This is a genomic window from Gordonibacter faecis (genome assembly GCF_030077735.1).
Lineage (GTDB): Bacteria > Actinomycetota > Coriobacteriia > Coriobacteriales > Eggerthellaceae > Gordonibacter > Gordonibacter faecis.
Window position 1 is genome coordinate 22908 of sequence record NZ_JASJEU010000005.1, and the last position, 24478, is coordinate 47385.

General features: G+C 59.6%; 22 protein-coding genes and 1 tRNA gene. 4 read left to right on the forward strand and 19 right to left on the reverse strand.

Translation table 11 applies throughout. The features are described 5' to 3' along the window. Window positions 1-7: 7 nt before the first annotated feature. Window positions 8-1312, reverse strand: coding sequence for an amidohydrolase (locus QNJ86_RS02495; RefSeq protein WP_283830999.1), 1305 nt, complete (start codon window positions 1310-1312; stop codon window positions 8-10). Window positions 1313-1537: 225 nt separating this feature from the next. On the opposite strand from QNJ86_RS02495, the gene QNJ86_RS02500 reads away from it, so the two are divergent. From QNJ86_RS02500 to QNJ86_RS02510, 3 genes are all read left to right on the forward strand, one after another. Further along, complete coding sequence (locus QNJ86_RS02500) at window positions 1538-2395, forward strand: Mrp/NBP35 family ATP-binding protein (protein ID WP_283831000.1); 858 nt, start codon at window positions 1538-1540, stop codon at window positions 2393-2395. A 186-nt stretch (window positions 2396-2581) separates the two neighbouring features. Continuing rightward, window positions 2582-2657: transfer RNA gene (locus QNJ86_RS02505), tRNA-Ala, on the forward strand. Between the two features lie 295 nt (window positions 2658-2952). Beyond that, window positions 2953-5826, forward strand: coding sequence for an EAL domain-containing protein (locus QNJ86_RS02510; RefSeq protein ID WP_283831001.1), 2874 nt, complete (start codon window positions 2953-2955; stop codon window positions 5824-5826). Between the two features lie 45 nt (window positions 5827-5871). On the opposite strand, the gene QNJ86_RS02515 is transcribed toward QNJ86_RS02510, so the two are convergent. The 8 genes from QNJ86_RS02515 to QNJ86_RS02550 all read right to left on the reverse strand — a co-directional run bounded on the left by QNJ86_RS02515 (window position 5872) and on the right by QNJ86_RS02550 (window position 12357). Next, the gene (locus QNJ86_RS02515; RefSeq protein ID WP_283831002.1) at window positions 5872-6711 is read right to left on the reverse strand and encodes a deoxyribonuclease IV; all 840 of its coding nucleotides are present in this window, start codon (window positions 6709-6711) and stop codon (window positions 5872-5874) included. Between the two features lie 118 nt (window positions 6712-6829). Continuing rightward, the gene (locus QNJ86_RS02520) at window positions 6830-7132 is read right to left on the reverse strand and encodes a carboxymuconolactone decarboxylase family protein (RefSeq protein WP_283831003.1); all 303 of its coding nucleotides are present in this window, start codon (window positions 7130-7132) and stop codon (window positions 6830-6832) included. A 119-nt stretch (window positions 7133-7251) separates the two neighbouring features. Continuing rightward, window positions 7252-7746, reverse strand: coding sequence for a pyridoxamine 5'-phosphate oxidase family protein (locus tag QNJ86_RS02525; RefSeq protein WP_283831004.1), 495 nt, complete (start codon window positions 7744-7746; stop codon window positions 7252-7254). A 121-nt stretch (window positions 7747-7867) separates the two neighbouring features. Then, the gene (locus QNJ86_RS02530; protein WP_283831005.1) at window positions 7868-8638 is read right to left on the reverse strand and encodes an energy-coupling factor transporter transmembrane component T family protein; all 771 of its coding nucleotides are present in this window, start codon (window positions 8636-8638) and stop codon (window positions 7868-7870) included. After that, a complete protein-coding gene (locus QNJ86_RS02535; RefSeq protein ID WP_283831006.1) occupies window positions 8635-9465 on the reverse strand; it encodes an energy-coupling factor ABC transporter ATP-binding protein in 831 nt (276 codons plus the stop codon). Before QNJ86_RS02535 ends, QNJ86_RS02530 begins: the two co-directional genes overlap by 4 nt. Beyond that, a complete protein-coding gene (locus QNJ86_RS02540) occupies window positions 9462-10301 on the reverse strand; it encodes an energy-coupling factor ABC transporter ATP-binding protein (RefSeq protein ID WP_283831007.1) in 840 nt (279 codons plus the stop codon). The genes QNJ86_RS02535 and QNJ86_RS02540 overlap by 4 nt, the downstream gene beginning before the upstream one ends. A gap of 175 nt (window positions 10302-10476) precedes the next feature. Next, window positions 10477-11112 carry a hypothetical protein gene (locus tag QNJ86_RS02545; protein WP_283831008.1) on the reverse strand — a complete coding sequence of 212 codons (636 nt, stop codon included), beginning with the start codon at window positions 11110-11112 and terminating at the stop codon, window positions 10477-10479. A 585-nt stretch (window positions 11113-11697) separates the two neighbouring features. Beyond that, window positions 11698-12357, reverse strand: a complete 660-nt coding sequence (locus tag QNJ86_RS02550; protein ID WP_283831009.1) for a TetR/AcrR family transcriptional regulator — start codon at window positions 12355-12357, stop codon at window positions 11698-11700. A 256-nt stretch (window positions 12358-12613) separates the two neighbouring features. Here QNJ86_RS02550 and QNJ86_RS02555 point away from each other — a divergent pair, with 256 nt between their 5' ends. Next, on the forward strand, window positions 12614-14614 hold the full coding sequence (locus tag QNJ86_RS02555) for an MDR family MFS transporter (RefSeq protein WP_283831010.1): 2001 nt from the start codon (window positions 12614-12616) through the stop codon (window positions 14612-14614). 72 nt (window positions 14615-14686) lie between these two features. On the opposite strand, the gene QNJ86_RS02560 is transcribed toward QNJ86_RS02555, so the two are convergent. The 10 genes from QNJ86_RS02560 to QNJ86_RS02605 form a co-directional block, all read right to left on the reverse strand. After that, the gene (locus tag QNJ86_RS02560) at window positions 14687-15604 is read right to left on the reverse strand and encodes a slipin family protein (protein WP_420052773.1); all 918 of its coding nucleotides are present in this window, start codon (window positions 15602-15604) and stop codon (window positions 14687-14689) included. A gap of 143 nt (window positions 15605-15747) precedes the next feature. Then, window positions 15748-16146, reverse strand: a complete 399-nt coding sequence (locus QNJ86_RS02565; protein ID WP_283831012.1) for a GntR family transcriptional regulator — start codon at window positions 16144-16146, stop codon at window positions 15748-15750. 10 nt (window positions 16147-16156) lie between these two features. Next, entirely contained in the window at window positions 16157-17110 is a 954-nt protein-coding gene (nrfD, locus tag QNJ86_RS02570) for an NrfD/PsrC family molybdoenzyme membrane anchor subunit (protein ID WP_283831013.1), read from the reverse strand. Between the two features lie 133 nt (window positions 17111-17243). Next, complete coding sequence (locus QNJ86_RS02575; protein ID WP_283831014.1) at window positions 17244-17927, reverse strand: TorD/DmsD family molecular chaperone; 684 nt, start codon at window positions 17925-17927, stop codon at window positions 17244-17246. Between the two features lie 182 nt (window positions 17928-18109). Next, window positions 18110-18559 (reverse strand): DUF4405 domain-containing protein, encoded by a 450-nt coding sequence (locus tag QNJ86_RS02580; RefSeq protein ID WP_283831015.1) that lies wholly within the window; start codon window positions 18557-18559, stop codon window positions 18110-18112. Between the two features lie 13 nt (window positions 18560-18572). After that, on the reverse strand, window positions 18573-18929 hold the full coding sequence (locus QNJ86_RS02585; protein ID WP_283831016.1) for a hypothetical protein: 357 nt from the start codon (window positions 18927-18929) through the stop codon (window positions 18573-18575). Window positions 18930-19063: 134 nt separating this feature from the next. Next, complete coding sequence (nrfD, locus tag QNJ86_RS02590; protein WP_283831017.1) at window positions 19064-20296, reverse strand: NrfD/PsrC family molybdoenzyme membrane anchor subunit; 1233 nt, start codon at window positions 20294-20296, stop codon at window positions 19064-19066. Between the two features lie 18 nt (window positions 20297-20314). Further along, on the reverse strand, window positions 20315-20938 hold the full coding sequence (locus tag QNJ86_RS02595; protein ID WP_283831018.1) for a 4Fe-4S dicluster domain-containing protein: 624 nt from the start codon (window positions 20936-20938) through the stop codon (window positions 20315-20317). Then, on the reverse strand, window positions 20938-23379 hold the full coding sequence (locus QNJ86_RS02600; RefSeq protein ID WP_283831019.1) for a molybdopterin-containing oxidoreductase family protein: 2442 nt from the start codon (window positions 23377-23379) through the stop codon (window positions 20938-20940). Before QNJ86_RS02600 ends, QNJ86_RS02595 begins: the two co-directional genes overlap by 1 nt. A 426-nt stretch (window positions 23380-23805) precedes the next feature. Then, on the reverse strand, window positions 23806-24366 hold the full coding sequence (locus QNJ86_RS02605) for a nucleotidyltransferase family protein (protein ID WP_283831020.1): 561 nt from the start codon (window positions 24364-24366) through the stop codon (window positions 23806-23808). Window positions 24367-24478: the final 112 nt, after the last annotated feature.

Consider the following 24478-nt stretch of genomic DNA (forward strand, 5'->3'; position numbering starts at 1 on the left):
TGAGCACCTACACCTCAGCGATTATACGTTTCGTACGCGTTGCTACTTCGGCCTTGGCGCGTTCCACATCCACCGTGGGGAAGGTGCCGTCGCGGTAAACCACCGTGCCGTCGCTCATGGTGAGACAGACATCGGAGCCGTGACCTGCGTAGACAAGGTTTACCAGCGGGTCGGTCATGGGTGCCCAGGAGGGACCGGACACGTCGAGCACGGCAAGGTCGGCGCGCATGCCTTCCTTCACCATGCCGCAATCCTCGCGACCCTGCGACAGCGCACCCATGCGCGTGGCGGCCGAGAAGGCCTGCTTCGGCGTGACCACGGACGGGTCGTTCGTCGAGCCTTTATATAATAGTGCGAGCAGATACAAATCCTGCATCATGTCGTGGTTGTTGTTCGACGCCATGCCGTCGGTGCCCAGGCACACGTTCACGCCGCGTTCAAGCATGGCCGGGATGGGCGCGTATCCGCTGCCCAGCTTCATGTTGGAGGCGGGGTTCGCCGCCACAAACACCCCACGCTCGGCAAGGATATCCCAGTCGGCCGGCTCGCACCACACGCAGTGGGCAGCCGTGGTGGGCGAATCAAGCACGCCGATGCTTTCGAAATACTGGATGGGCGTCATACCGTTGTGGCGCTGCTTGCATTCCTCGTGTTCGCTTTTCGTCTCCGAAGCGTGCAGGTGCATGCGCAGCCCCTTCTCCTTCGTGACAGCGGCAATGTCGGCGCAGGTCTGCGGGTTGGACGTGTACTCGGCGTGGATGTTGTAGTCAATGAGGATGCGCCCGTTCGCGGCACCGTGATACTTCTTCACGTATTCCTCGCACTTGGCGGCGCACGCGTACTCGCTGAAGGGCTTCGGCTCGAAGTAGAGTTCGCTCTCGCAGATGTTGGCCTTGAGGCCGCTTTCCACCACGGCGCGCACGCGCTCGTCGGTGTGGTAGTACATGTCCGAGAAGCTTACCACGCCGTAGCGCGCCATTTCGGCGCAGGCCAGAAGCGTGGCCCAGTAGTTGTCCTCGCCCGTCATCTTCGCCTCAAACGGCCACACCATGTCGTTCAGCCACGCCTGCAACGGCAGATTCTCGGCGTAGCCGCGCAACAGCGTCATGGGTGCGTGGGCGTGCGCGTTGTAGAACGCGGGTACCAGCAACTTGCCCGCGCCGTAGTAGGTTTCGCCAAACGCTGCCGCCAGCCCACCCTCCGGCGCGTGGTCGCCCACGTAGGCAATGAGGCCATCCTCGGTTGTGCCAACCCAGCGATGGGTTTGATAGTCCAGGTTTTCGTCCAGCAGGTTGATATCTGCGAACAGCATGGTTTCTCCTTCTCTGGCGTTTCTCTGCCTTCGGCGCGCGGTGTGCGAGGCGCGTGTCATATGCATGTTGGCTATTATAGGACTATATCTAGTAATAGCCAGATGCGATTCTTTCACCCGGCAGCCGTATTCGTCTATCTGCCGTCAACATATATGCTATCATGCCGGAGAGACGAGACGACGGGTCGCGCCACGAAGCCGCGGCCCCTCGAGAAAGAAGGAGTCATGGCTGAAGAAGAATGCACGCACGAGTGCGGCAGCTGCGGCGTCGCCGGATGCGGCGACCGCGCTGACGCGGGTCCGTCCACGTTCCCGGTGAACTCCCGCACGAAAATCAAGCACGTCATTGGCGTGGTTTCCGGCAAAGGCGGCGTGGGCAAATCGCTCGTGACCAGCCTGTTGGCCAGCGAAATGCAGAAGAAGGGCCTGAAGGTGGGCATCCTGGACGCCGACGTGACCGGCCCGTCCATCCCCAAGACGTTCGGCGTGACGAACCCGCTCACGGCCGACGCCGACGGCATTATTCCCGCCTCCACCCAAAGCGGCATCAAGGTGATGTCGGTCAACCTCATGCTGCCGAAGGATGACATCCCCGTGGCATGGCGTGGCCCGGTGGTAAGTGGCATCATCAAGCAGTTCTGGGGCGAAACCAGCTGGGGCGACATCGACTACCTGTTCGTGGACATGCCTCCGGGAACCTCCGACGTGTTCCTGACCGTGTTCCAGTCGCTTCCGGTGGACGGCATTGTGACCGTGTCGGCACCGCAAGAGCTGGTGGCCATGATTGTGGGCAAGGCCGTGAACCTGGCGCACGACCTTGAAGTGCCGGTCATTGGCCTGGTGGAGAACATGGCGTACTTCAAGTGCGACGAGTGCGGCAAGGAGCACCACATCTTCGGCGAGCCTCAGGGCGAAGCCGTTGCGAAGAAATACGACATCCCCGCATTCGCCACGCTGCCCATCGACCCGTCGTTCGCGCGCCTGTGCGACGAGGGCAAGGTGGAAGAGTACGACGTGGACGGCGCGCTTGACACCATCATCACCCAGATCGAGGCAAGCGGCAAACCGGAAGCAACCGCCTAGGCACAACCGCTGACGTAGCGTGAAAGCCTCCGGCAGTGCCCGGGGGCTTTTCTATGGGCTTTGAGGCGCCGGTTATCCCGATCACGCGCAACCCCCGTTCGCAAGCGGCACAAAACTTGGTGAATTTCTCAAAAATGGTGCTTGACCCTTAGCTTGCTTCCGTTATACTAGGTTTCGCACTTTTTCGGGGCCTTAGCTCAGCTGGGAGAGCGCATGGCTGGCAGCCATGAGGTCAGGGGTTCGATCCCCCTAGGCTCCACCATCTACTTCATAACGAATGCAACACCGCATTCGTTATTTTTTTGTCTTAACACCCGTCATTCTCCCTACTTGCCGATCATTTGGCAGGTGCGCCCGGCTTCTGCAGCAGGCTCCGCACAGGGGGTGGCGTATTGTGGTATGGTGCTGCGTTGTACTGCTGTGCGAGATCAACACACCCGCAGACGGAGGGCACCATAGCGCCATTCACAACATCTTTCTCTCTTCGAAGACTGAAGGCGGCGCTGTTCGGTGCGCTGCTTATTGTTGCTTTCGCTGTTCTTATGGGCGGAAGCGCCGTGCCCTCGGCCCTCGCTGAAGATGGCGCTGCGAGTACGGATAAGCGCGTCGTACGCGTGGCCTTTTACGAAAACGGCGACTATCAGTACACCAAAAACGAAGGCACCCACGGGGGTTTCACGGTAGACTACCTGAACGAGGTGGGACGCTATGCCGACTGGACCTACAACTTCGTAAGCTATCCGAATTGGGAAAGTGCCTTCGCCGCCGTGCAAGCGGGCGAAGCCGACCTGCTGCCCCTCGTGTATTTCTCCGAAGAACGTGCACGTCAGGTGCGCTTCTCGTCGTCGCCGCTGTGCGATTTGTATTCCACGCTCAACGTGCGCGAAAATGACAAGCGCTTTGCCTACGAAGATTTCGCCGCCTTTACCGGTATGCGCGTGGGCGTGATAGCGGGCAGCGAGGACGCGCGGTCGTTTACCGCCTACGCTGCGGAGCACGGGTTCACTCCCGAACTTGTATCCTATGAGACAACGGAAGCATTGTTTGACGCACTCAACAACGGAACGCTTGATGCCATCGCCATGACGCATTTGGGCAGCAACTCGCCCTTTCGCATAGTTGCGCAGTTTGACCCTGCCCCGCTCTTCGCCATCTTCCCACTCGACCGCGCAGACGTAGCGGCGGAGTTTGACAAGGCCACGGACGAGCTGATGCTGCGCGACCCCGATTTCGCCACGCTGCTGTGCGACCGCTACTTCGGTATTAACACCGACCAAGACCCCGTGTTCACCGCCGACGAGTATGCCTACCTGGCCTCGGCACCCACGCTGCGTGTGGCCTACGACGCACACCGCGCGCCGCTCGCCTACACCGATCCCGAGACCGGCGCGTTTGCCGGCGTGGGCGCGCGACTGTTCGAAGACATCAGCCGCATCACCGGGCTGTCCTTCGAATTCGTTCCCACTGAAGTGCATGCTGAGGTCATGTCACTGCTCGCAGAGGGTGAGGTTGACATCGGCTGCGGCGTTGCACGCGACCTCGATCACGAATCGAAGGGGCTCATCACCACAACGGGACCTTATCTGCGCGACCCGCTGGCCGTTGTGGTGGGGGCAAACTCCGACGGCAACCGCGTGGGGGTTCCGCAAGGCTTTATGAGCGATGATGTGGCGGGGAACCTGCGCGATACCGACGAGATCACGCGCTTGGACACCCCCAAGGCGTGCTTTGACGCCCTGCTGGCAGACGAGGTGGATCGCGTGTACGTTGACACGCACGTAGCGAGTTACCTTATGGCCGAACCGCAGTATTCCCCGCTGAGCATGGCCACGTTGACCAACTACGCCAACGATTTGAGCCTGGGTGTGACCGCCAGCGCCGACCCGCGGCTTGTGCGCATTCTCGACCGCTGCGTGCAGTACACCTCCGAAAGCAAGATGACCACCTGGCTTTCGGAAAGTTCGCTCAGCGTGCATCCCACCAGCTTGATGGACATTCTGCGGCAGTATCCGCTGGAGATTATCCTCGGTCTGTTCCTGCTGTTTTGCTGCGTGAGTGCGGTGGGCTATTACTTGAGCCGCACGAAGGTGCGGACGGCGCGGCGCATTGAGGAACTGTCGTTCACCGACCCTTTGACGGGTGGCTGGAGCCTTGCGCGCTTCCGTTCGCTGGTGAGCGAGCAGTTGCGCGAAGCGCCTGATGGCCGCTATGCGCTGCTGTACCTGGATATTAAGCGCTTCAAGAGCTTTAACGCCGCCTTCGGCTACACCGCGGGCTATGAGTTGCTGAAAGACCTCGCCCGCACACTGCACGATCTGTCGCGCGAGGACGAGCATTTCGCCCGCATTACCGCAGATGAGTTTGCCGTACTGGTGCGGTGGGATGGTTGGGACGACTTCATCACGCACTTTGCCGAACTTGACCGCCGCTTCAACGAGCTGCCGGTACTCACGGAGCTTTCGCACCGGTTGTCGCTGCAGGCGGGTGTGTGCCTGGTCGATCGCACGCATGGGGTGGAGCGCATCGACGCGCAAACCATCATGGAGTTCATGGATTGCGCCCGCTACGCGCGCGACAGCATTGGTGAGACATCGCAGAGCACAGCGGTGCTGTACAACGATGGCATGAAGGAGCGCGATATTGCCGAGCGCGCCTTGGTGGCGGCGGCGCACGACGCCCTCGCGGGCGGGGAATTCACGGCGTTTTACCAGCCCAAGGTGGAACTGGCCACGAACCGCATCGTCGGGTTCGAGGCGCTTGCCCGCTGGGAATCGCCCGAACGGGGGCTCGTGCCGCCCGACGAGTTCATTCCCCTGTTTGAGAAGACGGGCCTGGTGAAGGAGCTCGATCTGCAAGTGTTCAAGCAGGCCTGCGCCCGCATTCACGAGCGGCTGGAAGCAGGTGCCCCTATGGCGCGCATTGCTTGCAACTTCTCGCGGCTGCATCTGCTGGACGACGGGTTCCCCGACCACCTGAAGGCGCTCGTCGACAGCTACGGCGTGCCGGTGGAACTGCTTGAGCTGGAACTGACGGAGAACATTGTGATGGAGGACCTCGACCGCGCTGAAAGCGTGTGTCGACGCCTGAAGGATTTGGGATTCCGTATTTCCATTGACGACTTCGGCAGCGGGTACTCGTCGCTTGGCACGCTGCAGGATTTGCCCATCGACGTGCTGAAACTCGACCGCACGTTCCTCATGAGCAGCGAGAGTGGCGAGCGCAGCAAAACCATTCTTGAAGGCGTGGTGGGCATTGCCGAGAGGCTGCACGTCACCATTGTGGTGGAGGGTGTGGAAACCTGCGAGCAGGCGGCCATGCTGTTGCAGCTGGACGATGGGATTATCGCGCAGGGATTTTTGTACTCGCGGCCGGTGCCGCGCGCCGCGTCTGACCAGCAGATGGACGCGGGGGTGCTGGAGCCGGGGGCGTAGGGCGCGGTAGAAGCGCGTGGCGCGGTGCGGTGCGCGGCGCGGCGCCTACTCCTTGGCGTGCGCCTGGCGAAGCGAGGCGATTTCTTCGCCGTAGCCGGCAAGCGTGGGGTTCGGCGTTTCCAGATAGAACGGCATGTCGCGCAGCTTGGGGTGGTTCGTAACTGCAGCGAGCGCTTCGAAGCCGATTTCGCCTTCGCCGATGCGGGCGTGGCGGTCTTTGTGCGAGCCGCGCGCGTTTTGGGAGTCATTCAGGTGGATGGCACGCAGGCGATCGAGGCCGAGCACGCGGTCGAACTCGTCGATGACGCCGTCGAGGTCGCCCACGATGTCGTAACCGGCGTCCCACACGTGGCAGGTGTCCAGGCACACACCCACATGATCGGCCAGGTCAACCTGCGCAATAATAGCGGCAAGTTCCTCGAACGTGCCGCCGACTTCGCTTCCCTTTCCGGACATGGTTTCCAAAAGCAGCGTGGTGGTTTGCACCGGGAGCAGTGATTCATTCAGCGCCTCAGCAATTTTGGCTATGGCCGCCTCTTTCGGCTGACCGACGGCGCTGCCGGGATGCATGTTGTACAGCTGGTGCGGCGTTTCCTCCATGCGGCCGAGATCTTCGGCCAGCACCATGAGCGCGAAGTCGCGCGTCTGCTGCTTGTCGGAAGCCGGGTTCAGCGTGTAGGGCGCGTGCGCGAGGATGCGCGTGATGTTGTGATCGGCCGCGAAGGCGGTGTAAGCCGCCACGTCTTTCGGGTCAATCTCCTTCGCGCGGCCACCGCGCGGGTTGCGCGTGAAGAACTGGAACGTGTTCGCATCGATGGACACGGCGTCCTTCGCCATATGCAGGTAACCCTTAGCGCTTGAGAGGTGGCAGCCGATGGTAAACATATATGCATCCTTCCCAGTAACATTTCGCAAGATGCCATCATACCAAAGCCCTGCCACCTGCACGCACCGCGCGGCGAACCATCACGAAATTGTTGCCACTGCGTGCTAGGCTGCGATCTTACACGCGGTCGTAGGCTTCGAGTACGGGGGCGAGGGCTTCTACGGCGCGCATGCCAACCAGCGGCAGGCCCACGAGGGTGGCGCTTGCTACCTCGTCGCGCGTGGCACCGGCCTCCTTCGCCGCTTTCACATGGAAGTCCAGGCCGCCTTCCATGCCTTGCGCCACCAGCACCGAGAGATAGGCCAGCTGATGGGTCTTGTGCTCAAGCGCGCTTGTCTGCGCGAGCGCCGCCACCATGCCGCCGTACGCCTTTGCCACTTCGGGTGCTTCCTTCATGAAGGTTTCGAATGCCTGCGCCATGTTTGGCCTCCTTGTTCTGTGTGCCTGCGTTCCTTGGCGCAAGTATACGCCGCGGCAAGGCCGCAACTGAGCGCAGCCGTCATGGCGCACGGAACTGTTGCCCCCGCCTTTCGCGCGCGCTATGAACGCTTCTTGCGACGAGCGGCTTTGCCGACGATGGACTCGGGTTCAATGACCCACACATCGGTATCGGCAATTTCGCTCTCGATGGCGGCGCCGATTTTGTCCTTGTGTTCCGGCAGGTACTTCATGCAGAGCGCCACAAGCGCATGGCGCACCTCGATGTCCTGCTCCACGCGGCGAATGCGCCCGGTCACAAGCGCCGACCCGTAGCGGCTGGTCATGAACCCATCCTCGTAGCAGGCCTCCACGTCCACCACCGCCACCGCACTCACGCGCGCATCGCGGCGGAAGTCGTCCAGCTTGCGCCCGTATGTGTTCGTGGTATGCACATACAACTTGCCATCCATCAGCACAAACGACATCGGCACGCCGTAGGGTGCCCCGTCCGCGTCCACCGTCGATATCACGCAGTACGCAGCCTCTTCAAGAATGCCCAGCGCCTCCTCAAGCGACGTCTCACGATCGGCAACACGCATACGATACTCGGTCATAGTGCATTCCTTTCCGCTCATCAGATACGGTCATTGTATCTCACCGGGCATCCCACTCATCTCTTCGCGAAGGTGACAGAACTTCACTGGCATGAGGAAGCGGGTGTCACAATACCTTCGCTTACAACACCATGCTAAGGGTGATTGCTAGGGCGACGAGTAGGGCGGTGCCGAGTAGAGCGATTATGTCTAACGGGGTGAAGGGGTATTCTTTGTAGCCGCTGGTGGGGGTGCGGAGGTTGAAGCCGCGGACTTCGGCGGCTATGGCGGCGCTGTTCGTTTTGCGCACCGATGACACCAGCAGCGGGACACACAGTGGCACCATAAGGCGCACTTTCTTCACGATGCCTCCCGCGTCGAACTCCACGCCGCGCGCGGTCTGCGCCTCCATGATACCGGCCATATCGTTCATGAACACGGGAATGAAATGGATGGTGGAGGTGAACGTGAACGCGTACTTGTACGGCACATGTAGTACCTTGACCACAGCGTTTGTGATGTCATTCATCTTGGTGACGTAGAACACGAGGAAGAGCGGGATGGCCGCTGCCACGAGGCGCACCACCGTGGTGAGCGCCGCGAGCAGGCCTCCCGTGCCGATATAGCCCCAGGGCAGCACTACGAGCACGGCACCGCTCGGCGTGGTGAGCACCTGCACAAGGGCCAGGATCAGCGAAAACGCGAACACCGCTTTCGCCAGCCCGAGGGTTTGACGCACCATGCCACACGATGCTGCCAGCGTGAACGCTGCCACCAACAGCACCGCCAAAAACACCAGATTACTAGAGCAGAAGCACGCGATGGCGAAGAGTGCAGCGGCGCCCAACTTGGCCACCGGGTTCATGCGATGGAGCGGACTTGCGCCCGGCACATATTCCAAAAACGCGCTCATTGCGCACTCCTTTCGTCCACGATGGCGGCTGCCATCTCTTCCACCGTGTTGGCGCACCCCACCGGCCTGCTCGCCAGCCGGGGAACGGCGCACGCAAGCTCCATCGACACGGCCACAATCTGCGGCGGCACGAGCGAGGCGCGCTCAAGCGTGTCGCTGTTGCGCAACACTTCGAAGGTGGGGCCGTCGTCCACCACCTGGCCGTCACTCATGACGATGCAGCGGCTTGCGTAATCGGCAACCACCTCCATGTCGTGGCACACCATGATGACCGTAGTGCCGCCCTCGTGCAGCTGGCGCACGATGTCCATCACTTTGACGCACTCGCGGTAGTCAAGGCCGGTCGTGGGCTCGTCGAGCACCACCACCGGGGGCGCCAGCACCACGATAGACGCGAGTGCCAACAGCTGCCGCGCACCGCGGTTCATGAGGAAGGGGTCCTCGTCGGGGTCAAAGCCGAACTCGCTGATGAGCGCATCCACGCGCGCGTCGGCCTCAGGGCCTGCCAGGCCAAGCGCCTTAAAGCCAAACAGCAGTTCCTCGCGGACGGTATTGCAGCAAATTTGCCGATCGGGGTTCTGGAAGAGGAAACCCACGGTGCGCGCGAGCTGACTCGTCTTGAGTTCGGTCGTGGACATCCCGTCGATGAGCACCTCGCCCGCATCGGGCTTCAGCAGGCCGTTCACCAGGCGCATCGTGGTGGACTTCCCCGCGCCGTTCGTACCGACGAAGGCCACGAACTCGCCGCGTTCCACGGTGAAACTCACACCCTTCAGGATGGGCAGCGCCTCGTCGTAGGACGCGTGCACGTCTTTGAACTGAATCACGCGATCACCTCCTTCAGGACTTCACACGCCTCCTGCACGTTGCGCACCGCCGGGCCGCTGTACGCACCCGCGGCGCGCAAGCGGTTCATGAGCGTGGTCGAACGCGGGCAGTTCACGCCGATGCGCTTGAGTTCGTCAGCGTGTTCAAGCACGACTGCCGGCGCGTCGGCGAAGCGAATGCGGCCCTCATCCATGATGACCAGCAGGTCAGCGAATTGGGAAAGGAGTGCAATCTTCTGCTCCACCACCACAACGGTGGTGCCGTGTTCGCGCGCGTAGGCGGCCAAGAGCTCGAACACGTTCGTTGAACTGGCCGGGTCGAGTTCAGCAGTGGGCTCGTCAAGCACGAGCACGCGCGGCTGCATGGCCAGGATGGACGCGATGGCCACCTTCTGCTTCTGCCCGCCCGAAAGCGATGAGATCACGCGGTCGCGTAGCTCGGTGATGCCCATATCGGCCAGGGCCTGTGCCACGCGACGCTCCATCTGGTCGCGCGGCACGCCGAAGTTCTCCAGGCCGTAGAGCACCTCGTCTTCCACCAGCTCGCACACGAACTGGCTGTCGACGTCCTGACACACGCTTCCCACCAGGCGCGACAAGTCAGTGAGTACCACTTCGCAGGTGTCGAGGCCCTCCACAACCACCGAGCCGTAGAAGTCGCCCGGATAGCAGTGCGGCACGATGCCGTTCAGCGCGTACGTGAGCGTGGACTTGCCCGACCCCGCCGCGCCCGTGATACCCACGAACACGCCATCAGGAATGGTGAGGCTGATGTCGCTCACCACCGGCGAGACCCCCTCGCGGTACTGAAACGTGAAGTTGTTGAGTTCGATCATGAAAGTGCTTTCTCCCGTATTTCCGAGGGTTTCCGTAGGGCAAGGGCTCTGCCCTTGCCGTCAGTCGCCATCAACTTGCAGGTTTACCTTTGCCGAGCGGCAAGGGTAGAACCCTTGCCCTACGGACAACCCGCCAGGCGAAGCGACATGCGCGGAGTTAACGCACAACCAGCGTTTACTTCTTGAGCACTTTTTTCAGCGGAACAGCCAGGACTTGCACGAGGATGGCGTTGAAGGTGGCGGTGCCGAAAACGATGGCGGCGTAGGTGGCGAGCGCTACCATGACGTCGCCGCCGGTGGACACCACGTTGATGTAGATGGACAGCAGGGCGAACGTGCCGCCGGACACCACGGTGGAAAGGAAGGTGTTCACAAGCGGGTTCAAGTCAAGCTTGCCGCCGATGCGCATCGGAATCTTGATGAGCAGGCCGCACGCCAGCGCACCGAGAATCTCCGAAGGAATGTTCAGCAGCGGTGTGGCGTTGAGCAGCGGCACCTGGCAGATAAGCCCCGCCAGAAGGCCAATGATGAGCGCTTGGCCCACCTTCGGACGCGTGATGATGATAGCCAGACAGTACATGGCAATGATGAAGTTCGGCTTCATACCCATGGACGACAGCAGCGAGCCCACCGTCAACTTGAGCACCGCGCCTGCCGCCAGCAGCACGGCAATGAGAATGAGATCCTGTGTAGTGAGCCCCGCCTTCTTCTGCGGTGCCGTCACTGCGCGCTTCGCGGCCCGCGGCGTGGCCTCCCCCGCACCCGCCGTCGCTGCTTGCGTTGCAACCTCGCGCTTGATCTGCTGTTCCATGTTTCTCAATCCTTTCTGTGGCGGAGTTCCCGCCGGTCGTTGCCCCTCCCGGGGCGTCCAGTCTGCCGGCACGAACTTCGCAGAGAGGATTGCAGACTCGCCGGTCCAACAAGGTCAGCGAGGGAGCTTGGAGTGCCCAAGATCGTGGGGATGGCGATGGCGAAGCGTACTTTGGTACGCGAGTCATCGGCATCGCCGCGAGATTGGGTGCTCCAAGCTTCCGCAGCGTCGGCTCATTTCGCTGGCCGTCAGGCCAGCGAAACAAAAAAAGACCTGTCCTTTGAGATAAAGGACAGGTCTTGTACCTGCGGTGCCACCTTTATTGATCCTGCGGATGCAGAACCCTCTCACGAACATGCCAACACATGTTCTGCCCTTAACGCAGGCTCACGGTCCAGATACTCGGTCGCCGCAACGCGGCTTCCTTTCCCCTTTCCCTCGGCGATCCATTTACCATCCGGCTTCCTGCGGGAATCCCAGCTACGCCCGCTCTCTGTGAGTGCCCATGATGGCTTGACTTTCGCCTCATCGGTTTCAAGGTATTAAGTTGTGGCGCATACTCTAGCACACCGAAGCGGTGGTGTGTCAAGAAGAAATTTCTGCCGACGGGCCGCCCGCCTGCTCTCCCGCAGCAAGGTAGGTCATGACAAGATGGCGAATGTCGGCGGCGGTGGGTTCGCAGTTGCCGCTTACGTGCAGCATCGAACGCGTGCGCGCAAGGCCGATGGCCGAAGACGACGCCACCAGCACTTCATCGCGCAGCGGACGGTCGCTGAGCAGGCGTTTCTCGGGGTGACGCTCCAAGTAGGCATGCAGCCCACGGGCCATTGAACGCTGCATTTCTGGCACCTCACGGCGGTTCTGGAAAAACAGCTGCGGCATGGCTTCCAGCGCTTCGCGGCGCAAGCGCGCCAGGTCGTCATCGGGCTCGGTCACCAGCCGCGCGCCCACCACATCGGTGAGCACGTCCACGTAGCATTCCTCGGAGCGCTCTTCTAAAATCACGGCAAGCTGCTCCGGCTCGGGAAAGGGTTCAGTGCGCCCGGTGATGGCCGCCGCCTTCGACGAGAAGTAGTTGAAGAACGTCTTCTTGGAAATTTCCGCTCGCGCGCAGATGTCTTCCACGGTTACGCCGTCGTATCCCCGCTCGATGACCAGCTCCAATGCCGCTCGCTCGACCGCCATGCGAGCCTTCAGCTTCTTACGGTACCGAAGTCCTTCCACCGGTGCCTGTCCCTGCTCCACGATTTCGCGCCGCCTCCCGTTCATATGTCACCCGGCTGACACTGTCCCCACAGTGTCGAAGTTGTCATGACGTTGTGCCGATTCGGTGAGGGTACCACAAGATGCGCCCGCACCACTTCCTTTTACCGAATAAATATTTATACTGAGTGTAAATCACTTCAGCCGCTTGCAAAGGCGTCTTCGAAGACGGGCCGCGCGCTCGTATCGGGGGCGCCTTTGTGTGCGGTGGCACATCTCGTATCGGAAGGAATGTTGTATGGGTCTTACTCGCAAGCAAATTATCATGTTGGCGGTGCTCGTGTTCGGCACGTTTGTCACCGTTTTGAACCAGACTGTTGTGGCGCCGGCGCTGCCGTCCGTCATGGCCGAAATGAGCGTGGATGCTGCCACGGCGCAGTGGCTCACTACGGGGTTTACGCTGGTCAACGCTATCATGATTCCCATTACGGCGTTTCTTACCGACCGCTTCACCACCAAGCGGCTGTTCCTCGTGTCCATGGTTATCTTTACGGTGGGCAGCGCGCTGGCCGGTTGGGGGCCGAACTTCGGCGTGCTTTTGCTGGGACGCCTCGTACAGGCGGCGGGCGCGGGCATTCTTATGCCACTCGTTATGACCGTGCTCATGTGGACCTTCCCCGTGGACAAGCGCGGCACGGCCATGGGACTGTTCGGCGTGGTTATCGCGTTCGGTCCGGCCATTGGCCCCACGGTGGCGGGCGTCATCATCGACCGCTACACCTGGCACGACATGTTCTACATCATTACGGTGCTGTCGGCGATTGTTGTGGTCATTGGTGCCGTGGTGCTGCAGAAAGGCGGCGACACGAACAAGGATGTCACGCTTGACGTACCGTCGGTCATACTGTCCTCGCTCGGCTTCGGCGGGCTTCTGTATGGCTTGTCCACCATTGGCTCGTACGGCCTGCGCGCCGACGCTATCGCGGGTACGCTCGTGGGCGTGGTGGCGCTCGTGTTCTTCTTCCGCCGTCAGCTGAAGATGGAACATCCCATGCTGCAGGTGCGCGTGCTGGCGAACCGCAAGTTCCTCATTGCTACCATCATCGGCATGCTGGTGCAGGGCGCACTTCTGGCCGCCGGCATTTTGGTGCCCATCTACCTGCAGTCGCTCATGGGTTACTCGGCGACGGTGTCGGGCTTGGTGCTGCTGCCGGGTGCCATCATCATGGGCGCCATGGGCCCTATCGCGGGTCGTCTGTTCGACAAGCATGGGCCGCGCGTGCTGGCACTGGTGGGCATGGGCGTGCTCACGCTGACAACATTCTGCTTCGCCTTCCTTGGCACCGAGACGGGACTCATCATGCTGACGGTGCTGTACACGGTGCGCCTGTTCTCGCTGTCACTGGTGAACATGCCTATTACCACGTGGGGCATGAACGCGCTCGACAACGAGTTGGTGAACCACGGCACCTCGGTGAACAACACGTTTCGCCAGGTGGCGGGCTCGCTGGGCACCGCCATTATCGTGTCGGCATCCACCATTGCCACCAACACTGGCTCACGCGTGATGACGCCCACCCAGGCGAGCATTTTCGGCATTGACGTGGCGTTTGCGCTGGCGGGCGTGCTGTGCCTCATCGGCTTTATCATGGTGGTGTTCCTGGTGAAGAACCGCCCGGGCGACTCCGCCGCGAAGGATAAGGACAACGCGCGCCGCACGGTGCTTGAGTCCATCATGAAGCGCGACGTGTTCACGCTGCCCGCCAACGCCACCGTGGCCGAGGCCATGAAACTGCTGGTGGACAAGCACATCAGCGCCGCACCGCTGGTGAATGCCGAGGGCAAGGCCGTCGGGTTTGTGTCAGACGGTGACATCATGCGCTACCTGTCGAAGCGCAGCGCCATGGTGATGGACCCGGTAGTCATGATCATGCAGACCGTGGACACCGATACCAGCAACTCGGACTTCGCGCGCAAGCTGGACGCGCTCATGGGCATGCCCGCCACCAGCATTGGCGCGAAGGGTATCATCGGCGTGGATGTGCACGCCGACTTGCCCGAGGTGTGCCGCGTGCTGGGCGAGAACCACCTGAAGAAGGTGCCCGTGCTGGACGAGGGCCAGATTGTGGGCGTGATCAACCGCTCCGACATCACGCACTATTCCATGGAGAAGTACCTGGCCGAACGCGGCGAAGAGGCGTTCGTTGGCGGTGGTGGCAACAACGGCCCGTCGAAGCTTGAGCGTGCCGAAGAGGCCGCCGCCCTGCCGGACGACGAAGCGGTGGCGAGTTCGATTTAGCGCGAGGTTGGTTTTTTTGCTGGCAGGTACGGGGTTGCAACGGTAACCCCGCACCCGCCAGAGTCTCTGTGGTTAGTTGGTGCTTGAGCTGGGGGTATCGTGCGCGGCAGGCTTTTGTTCGACAAAACCTTCGCTGAAGGCGCTCGGAACTACCAGCGTGCCGCCCGAGTGTTTCACGCTTTCGTAGGCCAGGTGCATCGTGCGCAGGCGCAGGGCATCCTGGTCGCCGTCGTACACCTCTGAGGCGTCTTTCAGCATTTCGGAGATATCCTTTTCGGCCTCGGCCAGCACCATGCGGGCGTTGCGCTCGCGCTCGGCCACCGCCTCAATAGCCATGGCCTCCTGTAACTCCTTCGGCACCACAATATCGCGTATCTCCACGTCAATGATCGTAATGCCCCAGGGGTTCAGCTTTTCTTCGATAGCTTCTTTTAGTTCCTCGTCCAGTTGGTCGCGGCGCGTGGCCACCTCGGCTACCGTCGCGCGACCGATAGCCTTGCGCATGGCCGTCTGTGCGATCCACGACACGGCTGAGGCGTAATCTTCCACCTCCACGGTGGCGCTTTTCGCACTCCACACCATCCAGAACAGGACGGCATCCACGTTGATGGGCACGAGGTCGGACGTGAGCGTTTCCTCCGCGCCGAAGTATGTGGCCGAGACGCGCTGGTCGATGCGCAGCGTGTAAAATTCTACGATAGGCCAGGTGAACACCACACCCGGCCCAGCCACGCGGTTGAATTTGCCGAGGCGCAGCACAACCGCTTTCTCCCACTCCAGCACAATGTGGATGGACGACGAGGCGAGCCACCCCGCCAACGCCGCCACAAGAATGGCCGCCAGGCCGATGCGACCCAGCGCAAAGTGTGCGACAGCCAGCACAAGAGTTGCCGCCACCACAAACACCACCAGGGCGAACACCACGGCGCCGTTGCGCGAGGCGCGCGGGCGGCCGGTGTTCAGGTGCGCTCCGCCCGCCGACCAGGGCATTGTTGCGCCCGTTGCCTGCGCTGGCGCGCCCCCGCCCGCCGCGGCTGACCCGCCCGCCGCGTGGAAGGCCGAGGCCGCCGTCGAGGCATCTCCGTTCTTGTTGCGCTTCATGTACCCGCTCCCTTCGCCATCGGGCTCGCCGGTTAGTTGCCGGCGTCCCGCTTGCTTTTCGCTTCCTTCACGCTGCGCGCGAACTGCTCTTCGATGTCTTCCAGCGTCATGCCCAGTTCAAAGCAGCGTTTGAGGTATTCGCTCGTTACAATTTCGGCCGTCGACGAAATGCTGACACCCGGCTTGTCGCTCACATCCAACACGAACGCGCCCTGGCGGCGCTTTGACTGAATGTAGCCGTCCTGCTCCAGGCTCATGTACACCTTGCTGACGGTGTTGTAGTTCACCTCGACGTCGGCGGCCAGGCCGCGCACGGTGGGCAGCTGGTCACCGGGCTTGTAATACCCCGAGGTGATGAGGTAGATGAACCGGTTTTTCAGCTGCAGCCAAATGGGAATGCTGCTTTTCTCGTTTATCTCGAAGAGGGCCACGGGGTCTGTCCTATTCCAATCGAAGCGTGTGCGCGCTGGGGGTTTCCTGCAGTTCGAGGGCGCGGTGCGTGCCGGCATCCACGAGGGACGCGCGCAGGCAGAAGCCACCCACCAGCACAAACACCGCCGCCAGGGCGAGCACGGTGCGGGCAGGCGGAAGCGGCAGACGCATGGCGAACACCTCTAGCGCGAGGGGCACCACAAGCCCACAGGCCGCGAAGCCAATCCACCACAGGGTTGCTTGTGCACCCGCGACCAGGCTTTCGGCCGAGGTTACCGCCGCGGGGTGACTACTTGCGAGTGAGAGCCCAACAAGGGCCGCCGCGCAGAGAGCTTCTGCCACGATGAGTGCGAGGTCGACGCGCACGAGGGTGCGCACCAGGCGCTCGACCGGCGGGTCGAGCGGGCCCGCGAAGCGCGCACTTGCCAGCATGGCGGCGATGCCGCACGAGAGCGACGACAGCACGAACAACACCGGGATCAGGGGTGTTTGCCAGAACGCGACCCCACCCAAACTTTGCAGCAACAAACCCGTGTACAGCATGGCCGCACATCCCGCGACCACGGCCACCCCTTCGACCACGGCTATCACGGTGCGTGGCACCGCCGGCAGGTACGCGAAGCGCACCGCCGCGAGAAACGCCCCGCACGTAAGAAGCGCCACCAGCACGTAGGCTCCCACCGAGAGGAACGTGGGAGCGGGGTTCGCCAGCAGCACATCAATGCGGTCGACGCGTCCGAGGTCAAACACGAGGCACAGCACGCCCGCCACCACGGCCGCGAAACCGGCAAGCAGCGTGAAGGCCACAAGGCGCTCGGCCGGCAGCGCCTCGTCAAGCGACACGCGCGCCGTCACGCCAAACGACTGCTTGAGCCACACGAGGTCAACAAGCGAGACAAGCGCGAGGGCACCCGCCCCGGCACCGCCGAGGAAGAGGTAAGCCGTCGTCAACGTGCCGAACATGGCCCCTCCCCTCGCGTGTGATGTCCCTGATGTGTGCTGCCTTCTGCGGCACTTTTGTCAGTATCCCACAAAAGAGACACCGTGCCTATGACACGGTGTCATATATCTGAGGTTGTTGTATGCCGGATGGCGCTTATGCGACGGCGGCCGCCAGCAGATGGGCGCAGGCGCGGTAGAGAGGCACGCGCGCGTCGGCGGCAAGGTGCTCGGCGAAGGCGGGCATCCAGACGCGCGCATGTTCGGCGAGGAACGTCTCGTAGGCGGCAGCGGGCGAACCACCAGGCAGATCTTCTGCCGCTGGCGCCGATTCGGGAACAGGCGCACCCGCCGCGCGCAGGGCGAGGTGTTCCAACAGTTCGCACTCGGTGGCGGCGTGATCGAGCGGCTCGTTCGTGCCCTCGGGTCGGCCCAGGCCACAGGCGCGACAGAAACGCTCCACCTCCATGGAGTGCGGGTTCACGAACAGCAGTGGCTGCACGCCCTCTTCCTTGGCGCGCCACACGCCTTCGAAGGGCGGGCAGGCGGGCTCAGGGGCACCCACAAACAGGCGCGTGGCCTCCACGCGCAGGTCGCTGAGAAGTGCTGCCGGGTCGGGCGGCTCGATGCCCGCGGCGGGCGCGCCCGGCACACCCTCAAGCCAGCCTTCGGGAAGCGTGAGGTCCAGCACGTCAGCCACCTCGGCGGCCGCCAGCGCCCACTCCCCCGACGCCACCGCGTCAGCAAGCGTCCCATCCGGATAGCGCAACGTCAGGGCCAAAAGTTCCCAGGTCGTAGCACGTGCCACCCACATCTGATCAACCATCGTCTCTTCGCCCATGGCGACGTCCTCTCTCTTTCCAAGCAAGCGCCCACTAATCCCTAAAATAATACCACGACCCTACCGTTTCCAAGAGCGGAGGGCGCTTTCCCCGGCCGTCGTGATCAAGGAAGTTTTCGCCTGCGTAGCGCACGTCAAAACGGCCCGCGTTCAGAAAGTTCAAACAAGCGGCAACCTTCGAATTACTGATGACTTTCATCTTTTTTCTTCCCCATCAGACTGGCGAACCAACGCCAGTGGACTACCACGTGCACCAGCAGCAACGCGAGCAGTGCCTTCGCGGAAATGGCATGCAGGGGGTCCCAGAAGTAGTAGTCATCTGCGAAAAAGCCGAAAGCGGGAAGCACGGCGCCGGACACCAGCAATCCCGACACGGTGCACACGACAAAAGCAATCAGGATAAGTGCATCCAGTACCAGGTTGCCGAGGTGCGCCCACGAATGCGCAGCGAGCGAGCCCTTGATAGTGTCGACAATCCAGTCGACGTGCACCACCACGTGCACGAAAAAAACCGCCGCCAGCGCAAGGCCGAGCCACTCATGCAGCGCGATGCCCGTAAGCGCAGGCGTGGCTACCACCAAAAACACCACGAGTGCCACCACATCAATGGCGAGGTTCTTGCCTTTTTCCATGGTCATCGCCCCCTTACAGTTTCCGCACGAGCAGCACAAGGCCCACAACCAGCGCCACCGGGGCAAGCACCCACAGATTCAAGCTGGCATCGGAAGGCTGGTAGTAACGCGTGGTCAGCGTGTCCCAGGCGTGGCATTCCACCGAAGCACACGTGGCCTCAGGGCACGACATCTCGTGCGCGCCGTCGGGCTGGGGCACGGCGTCGAAGCCATGGCACGCCCCACTTGCGCACGCCGTGGCCGGACAGGGCGAGCTGGGCGTGATGCATTGCGGAAGCCCTACGCGCTCGTCCGCTAGCGCACCTGCCGCAAACACCACGGCTCCTACCAGCAGAAACGCCACGACGGTGAGCAGTGTTTTTCTGAGCATACGAATACACCGTCCTCAAGTGATGAAGAGCGCTCACACCGCAGGTGTCAGACGAGGCGGTGGAGCGCTCTTCAAGGGAGCGGATGCGCGCCGAACTGGGGAGGGAGTGGCCCGGCGCGCTCCGAGCGAATAGGCTAGCGTACGTCCTCCGAGATAGGCGGGCGCAGGGGCAGGAACTTCAACCCGACAAGCAACAGAAGCACGCCGAGTCCTATCACGCCAAGCATGACACCGAACTCAAGAGCCGAGGGCGTGTAGACCATGCCCTGGTAAGCACCGGTCATGCCGCCCGTCCAATCGGTGACCGTAAGAGAGGTCATCGGGCCTGCATAGTCGATATTCGGAATCTGGAAGCCACCGACCAGCAGTTGTACGCGCTTGCAGAGGATGCCGATGATAGCGAGCAGGCTTGCCACGATGAGCAGCGGGTTTGTGCGCAGCTTGGGCACGAAGCACACCACGGCGGCCAGCGCGCAGCCAATGATTTCAATCCAGAAGAAGGGTGCGAGCGGGCCAGATACCAGCATAGCCACCTGATCGGCACCACTTCCTGCCGGGAAGGCGCTCGTGAGCAAATCGCAGCCGAAAAAGTAGAGGTCAACGCAGACAAACGCCCCGAGCATTTTCGCCATCTTGACGATATTTGTTTGCGCTACGTCCAAGTAGCCCGCCTTACGAAGTGCGATGACCACTACGAGGACGAGCGCGGTGCCGCACACGAGCGCGGAAGACACAAACCAGGGAGCAAGCAAGGCGGTATACCAGAGTTCATGCGCCTGCTGCAGCCCGAAGATCCAAGCGGTCACACTGTGCACGAGCACGGCGCATACAAGCGCAAACACGCTGACCACACGCAGAGCGACCTGGGATACTTTGCCTGCCTCGGCGCGCAGGGTGGCCCAGAGATAGACGATAGACAAAATGAGGTACACGGCCAGCACAATGATGTCCCACATGAGTGGCGAACCTAAGTTGGAGTACGCGAACAACTCCCACAGGCGAGCGGGTTGGCCCAGGTCAACAACCACGAATCCAATAGCCAACACGGTGCAGCAGATGGATGTCCACACGGCCACCTTACTGATGCCGCCGAAACCTTCCATGCCGAAAGCGCGCGGCACCGACGAAATGATGAGGCCACCGGCCGACAAGCCCACCAGGAACATAAACATGGTGATGTAAAGTCCCCACGAATCCAGGTTGCGCATGTTCGTTTGCACAAGGCCACCCGAAAGCTGCATCACCCATAAACCAATACCTGCAACCGTAACCACCGCTGCCACCACAATGGCGATGTTGAGCCCCTTGCCCCCGAACGCGGCAGCAGGAGCCTGAGGCGACGTTGTCGCCTGATTATTCTCAGACATAATGTTCTCCTTATCAGCCTAGACGAGGTAATACACAGAAGGCTTCGTCCCCTGCTCCGGCAACAATTGCTGGTACTCACGCTCACGAATAAGCTTCGACACCTCCGAATTCGGGTCATCGAAGTCTCCCCAAAAACGAGCGCGACCAATACAAAGTTCCATGCAGGCAGGCTCTTCTCCACGAGCAATACGCTGATAGCAAAACGTGCATTTCTCTACGACATGCTTCTGGTGCTTTGGCACATCGGCATCACCTGTCGCGATGTCAATGTGATATTTCGGTTCCTCCCAATTGAACGAACGTACCCCCGTGTAAGGACACGCCGCCATGCACATACGGCATCCAATACACTTGTCATAGTCCTGACGCACAATGCCCGTTTCCGGATCCTTGTACGTAGCCCCCACGGGACACACCTTCACACAGGCGGGATTTTCGCAGTGCTGGCAATTTATTGAAATAAAGTCCAAGGTATTATTAGGAAAATCGCCGTCGGGAGTATCTATATCCTCCCCGCCAATTGTCAATACTCTATTCCACCATACATCTTTCGGCAAATTATTTTCTTGTTTACAAGCAACTGAACAGTTCATACAGCCAATGCACCGCGCAGTATCTACCACCATTCCGTATCGAGTCATCACTTATCACCTTCTTTATAAGATTCCACTTCGACGAGAACATCAAACTGGATGTGATTATCAGATGCCGGAGTGGACGTACGCTGCGTTAACTCTTGAAAAGAGCCTGGAGCAACGTATTGATCACGCTGCCACCCCTTGGGACAGTTCACAACGCCAGGAGGAAGACCTTTGCTTATCAAGGCCTTCACCACTATCTGCCCACGATCGTTGAAGATGCGAATCAGGTCCCCTCGTTTGATGCCTCGCTTTTCTGCATCTTGGGGCGAAAGATAGGCCACTGGCTCGGGGTCGAGTTCGCGCAGCACCGGATCATACGCCCATTGAGTATGCATACGCCAGCGAGTATGGTCTTGCAAAAAAACTAAGGGATACTTTTGATACAAATCATTTTCGGGCCAAGCTTCGAGTGGCGGAATAAAATGCGGGAGGTGCTCAATAGATGGATCAAACTTTGGATCTTTGGCAAAAGACGTCGGCTTCTCACAGTAGAACTCAAGCCTTTTGGTAGGCGTGGGGAAGACTCCACCTTCTGCAAAAATGAAGGGATTGTCATCGTCACCCGGCAAACAACGTACAGCACCTTCTTTACGAAGCCGCTCGATCGTAACATTATTCGCGACGGCAGCCTTACTTTTCTTAAGCGCCTCTTCGGTGTATTCAATATCCGACTGCTGAAAATATTCGCCAAGACCCATTTTCTCAGCTAAAAGATTAATGATTTCGGCGTCTGTTTTACTTTCAAACAAAGGCTCAATGCACTTTTCTTGCATGATCGCGTAGGGGTGAGTGGCGTTCCCGGTAACATCCTCTTTTTCAAACCAATATGCCGGAGGGAGCACAATGTCAGCAAAACGGACTGTGTCTGTGTAGTGAAAATCTGCCACCACAAACAAATCGATGCAATCCGGGGTCATCAAAGCATCAATCCAGGCATTCTGGTCTGAGTAATTACCTATAAAGTTACTCGTACATGCGTATATAGCCTTTATTGGGTAATCCTTGCCTCGATATTTGCCAGTTCGAATGACATCTACTGCCTCACCTGAAGCTATAGCAGTTGCCCTTCCTTTTGTGGGAGTATTAAGCGTGCCTCCACTCAAGTATGTCCAGAGAACGTGCTCGCCAATGCTTGCACCAGGCTTTCCGATATTGCCAGTAATCCCCGCCATCGCAGCCATAGCATGCGAGAAAAAGTGCCCGTTGTAAAACCGATCAGGTCCAAAAAGTGTGAAGATAGTATTCGGTCCATCAAGAGCGTACACCTCAGCCAGTTCTTCAATTTTCGCTGCTGGCACGGTAGATAGCTTTTCGGCATATTCAGGAGAGAATTCATCAACAACTTCTTTTAGCATGGTCAAAGCCGTCTTTACGTGATAACCTCCCACGTCAAATTCTCCAAAGAGTTCAGGATCGGAAGCTTCAGCAAGCAACATCTCTTTATGAGTTTTAGCATCAACGACGACGTAATCTTCGCCAGCTCCACCAAGATCACTTTCGCGCAAGAACAGCCCGTCATTTTTAACCAAGAACGGTGCTACCGTATGGTCGCGACAGAATTCTCGATCAATCCAATCGCGTTCGATGATCAACCTCATCATCGCCATCATTACAGCAGTATCAGAGCCACACCGCACCGGAATATATTCGTCAGCCTTGGATGCGCCTGTATTGAACTTAGGATCAATAAACCATATCTTCGTACCTTGCTCTTGAGCCTCGCGCATAAAATGCCAGTTATGGGGCTGAGAGTCGGGCATGTTCGCACCCCAGATAAAAAGGTTCTTTGCATTCTTAACGTCAACGATTTCGTTCTGATTCCAAAAAACACTAAACGCAAAGCCTATCGTCCTTTGAAAACCCGTCACGGCGTTGTAATCGAATACACCCGTTGTTTTCGAACCTTCCATTGCATTCATGAACTTCGTGGGGATGCCACTGCAAGTTGAAACCCCCACATTACCTGTTCCGTTAAAAAACAGGATAGATTGCTTACCATACTGTTCATGAAGCCTTTTCCAGCATTCTGTGATTTCAGAAATCGCATCATCCCATGAAATACGCTCCCATTCTCCCGACCCACGCTCGCCAACGCGCTTCATGGGATATTTGATCCTGTCAGGATGATAAGTCCTGAACACGTGTGACATACCTTTAAGGCAAATACGCTTGTACTCGTTGTTCGGAAAATCACCCGCAGTAGCCTTGACAAGTTTTCCGTCACGTACCGTGAGTTTCAATCGACAGGTATTTTCGCAGTTTGGAACACATGCGCTGTGAAAAATTTGATCACCTTTATGCATTGGCTGCGTATCCTCTGCAAGCGCCGTGAGCGTTGGCAGAGCGGCACTGCCTGCTACTGCGGCTCCGGCGACGAGGCCGGTGGTTTTGAGAAAGTTCCTGCGTGTGAGCCCCGGGTGAGGGCTAGTTGCTCCTGACATGGTCCCTCCTTTAAGGAATGCCAGGATACCGGTGAGAGTGATTCCCCCGAAGACAGAGCGGCGCTGTGGCTCTTTGCAGCATCGATCCCATCCAAAGCCGCATCTTCAGCCAAACACCGAGCCATCCGCAAGGCGCAATTCCTCCTGGTATCCCCTTCGATACTCCCATGAGAATTGGCCAATTCCACTGGGTTCACCATACCAAATTATCCTATGACAATCAATGATTGTCATAGGATAATTCCCCACACGACTATTCTATTTTTAGATAATTTTTCCCGATTATGCAGGTCATAATATGAGCGCGCAAAAAGGCTGCAAGCGCCTGATAACAAAACCAGGAACAAATTTTTCACGTGAAACAATGCGAGGATGAAATTAGCGAAATAAAAAATGGGAATATACTACGATCAAAAGCGACAATCATCAGCTTTCGCGTTCATATGCGAGCACCTTTTCCTTTTCTATGGCTGCTGCGAGATTTCTATTTTTCAATTGTCGCGCGGATACTACATCGACGCTGCGGCCTGTGGCGCGTTCGATGTGCTTTTCAAAGTGGGCGAGATCCCGCAGGTTGAACGGTGCCGTTTCGTCAAGTTCAACCCGCACATCAACGTCACTCTGCGCGTCGAAATCGCCGCGAGCGAAGGATCCGAACAAGTACGCCCGCTTAATGGCAGGAAACCCCTCAGCCGCCTGTGCAACCGCATCAAAAACGGAATCTCGCACAGTATCCGCAGCCGGACTCGATTCGTGATCGCGTTTGAGCAGCGCTTTTATTTGTTCAAGCTGGGATTCAATTTCTTCAAGCCGATCTGCCCGCACGGCAGATTCTTCAGCCTCCATGCCCTTCTGCAAGAAGTGAAGGAATGCGTCCGTCTTGCTTATTCTATTGGAATGAGCGTACTCCCCCACCGTTTCAACCACGTGCGCAGGGAGCCTCAGCGACAAAGGGACACGAGGAAGCGCGCTATCAGCACTCACCATGGGAGCCTCCTTTTCGTTCGGTTACCTTGCCAGTATACGGCTTGTTGTATTGCAAATGCAATACACTTACATTGCATGACAAAAAGCCCGACAATCCGTGCGAGCGTCGTTC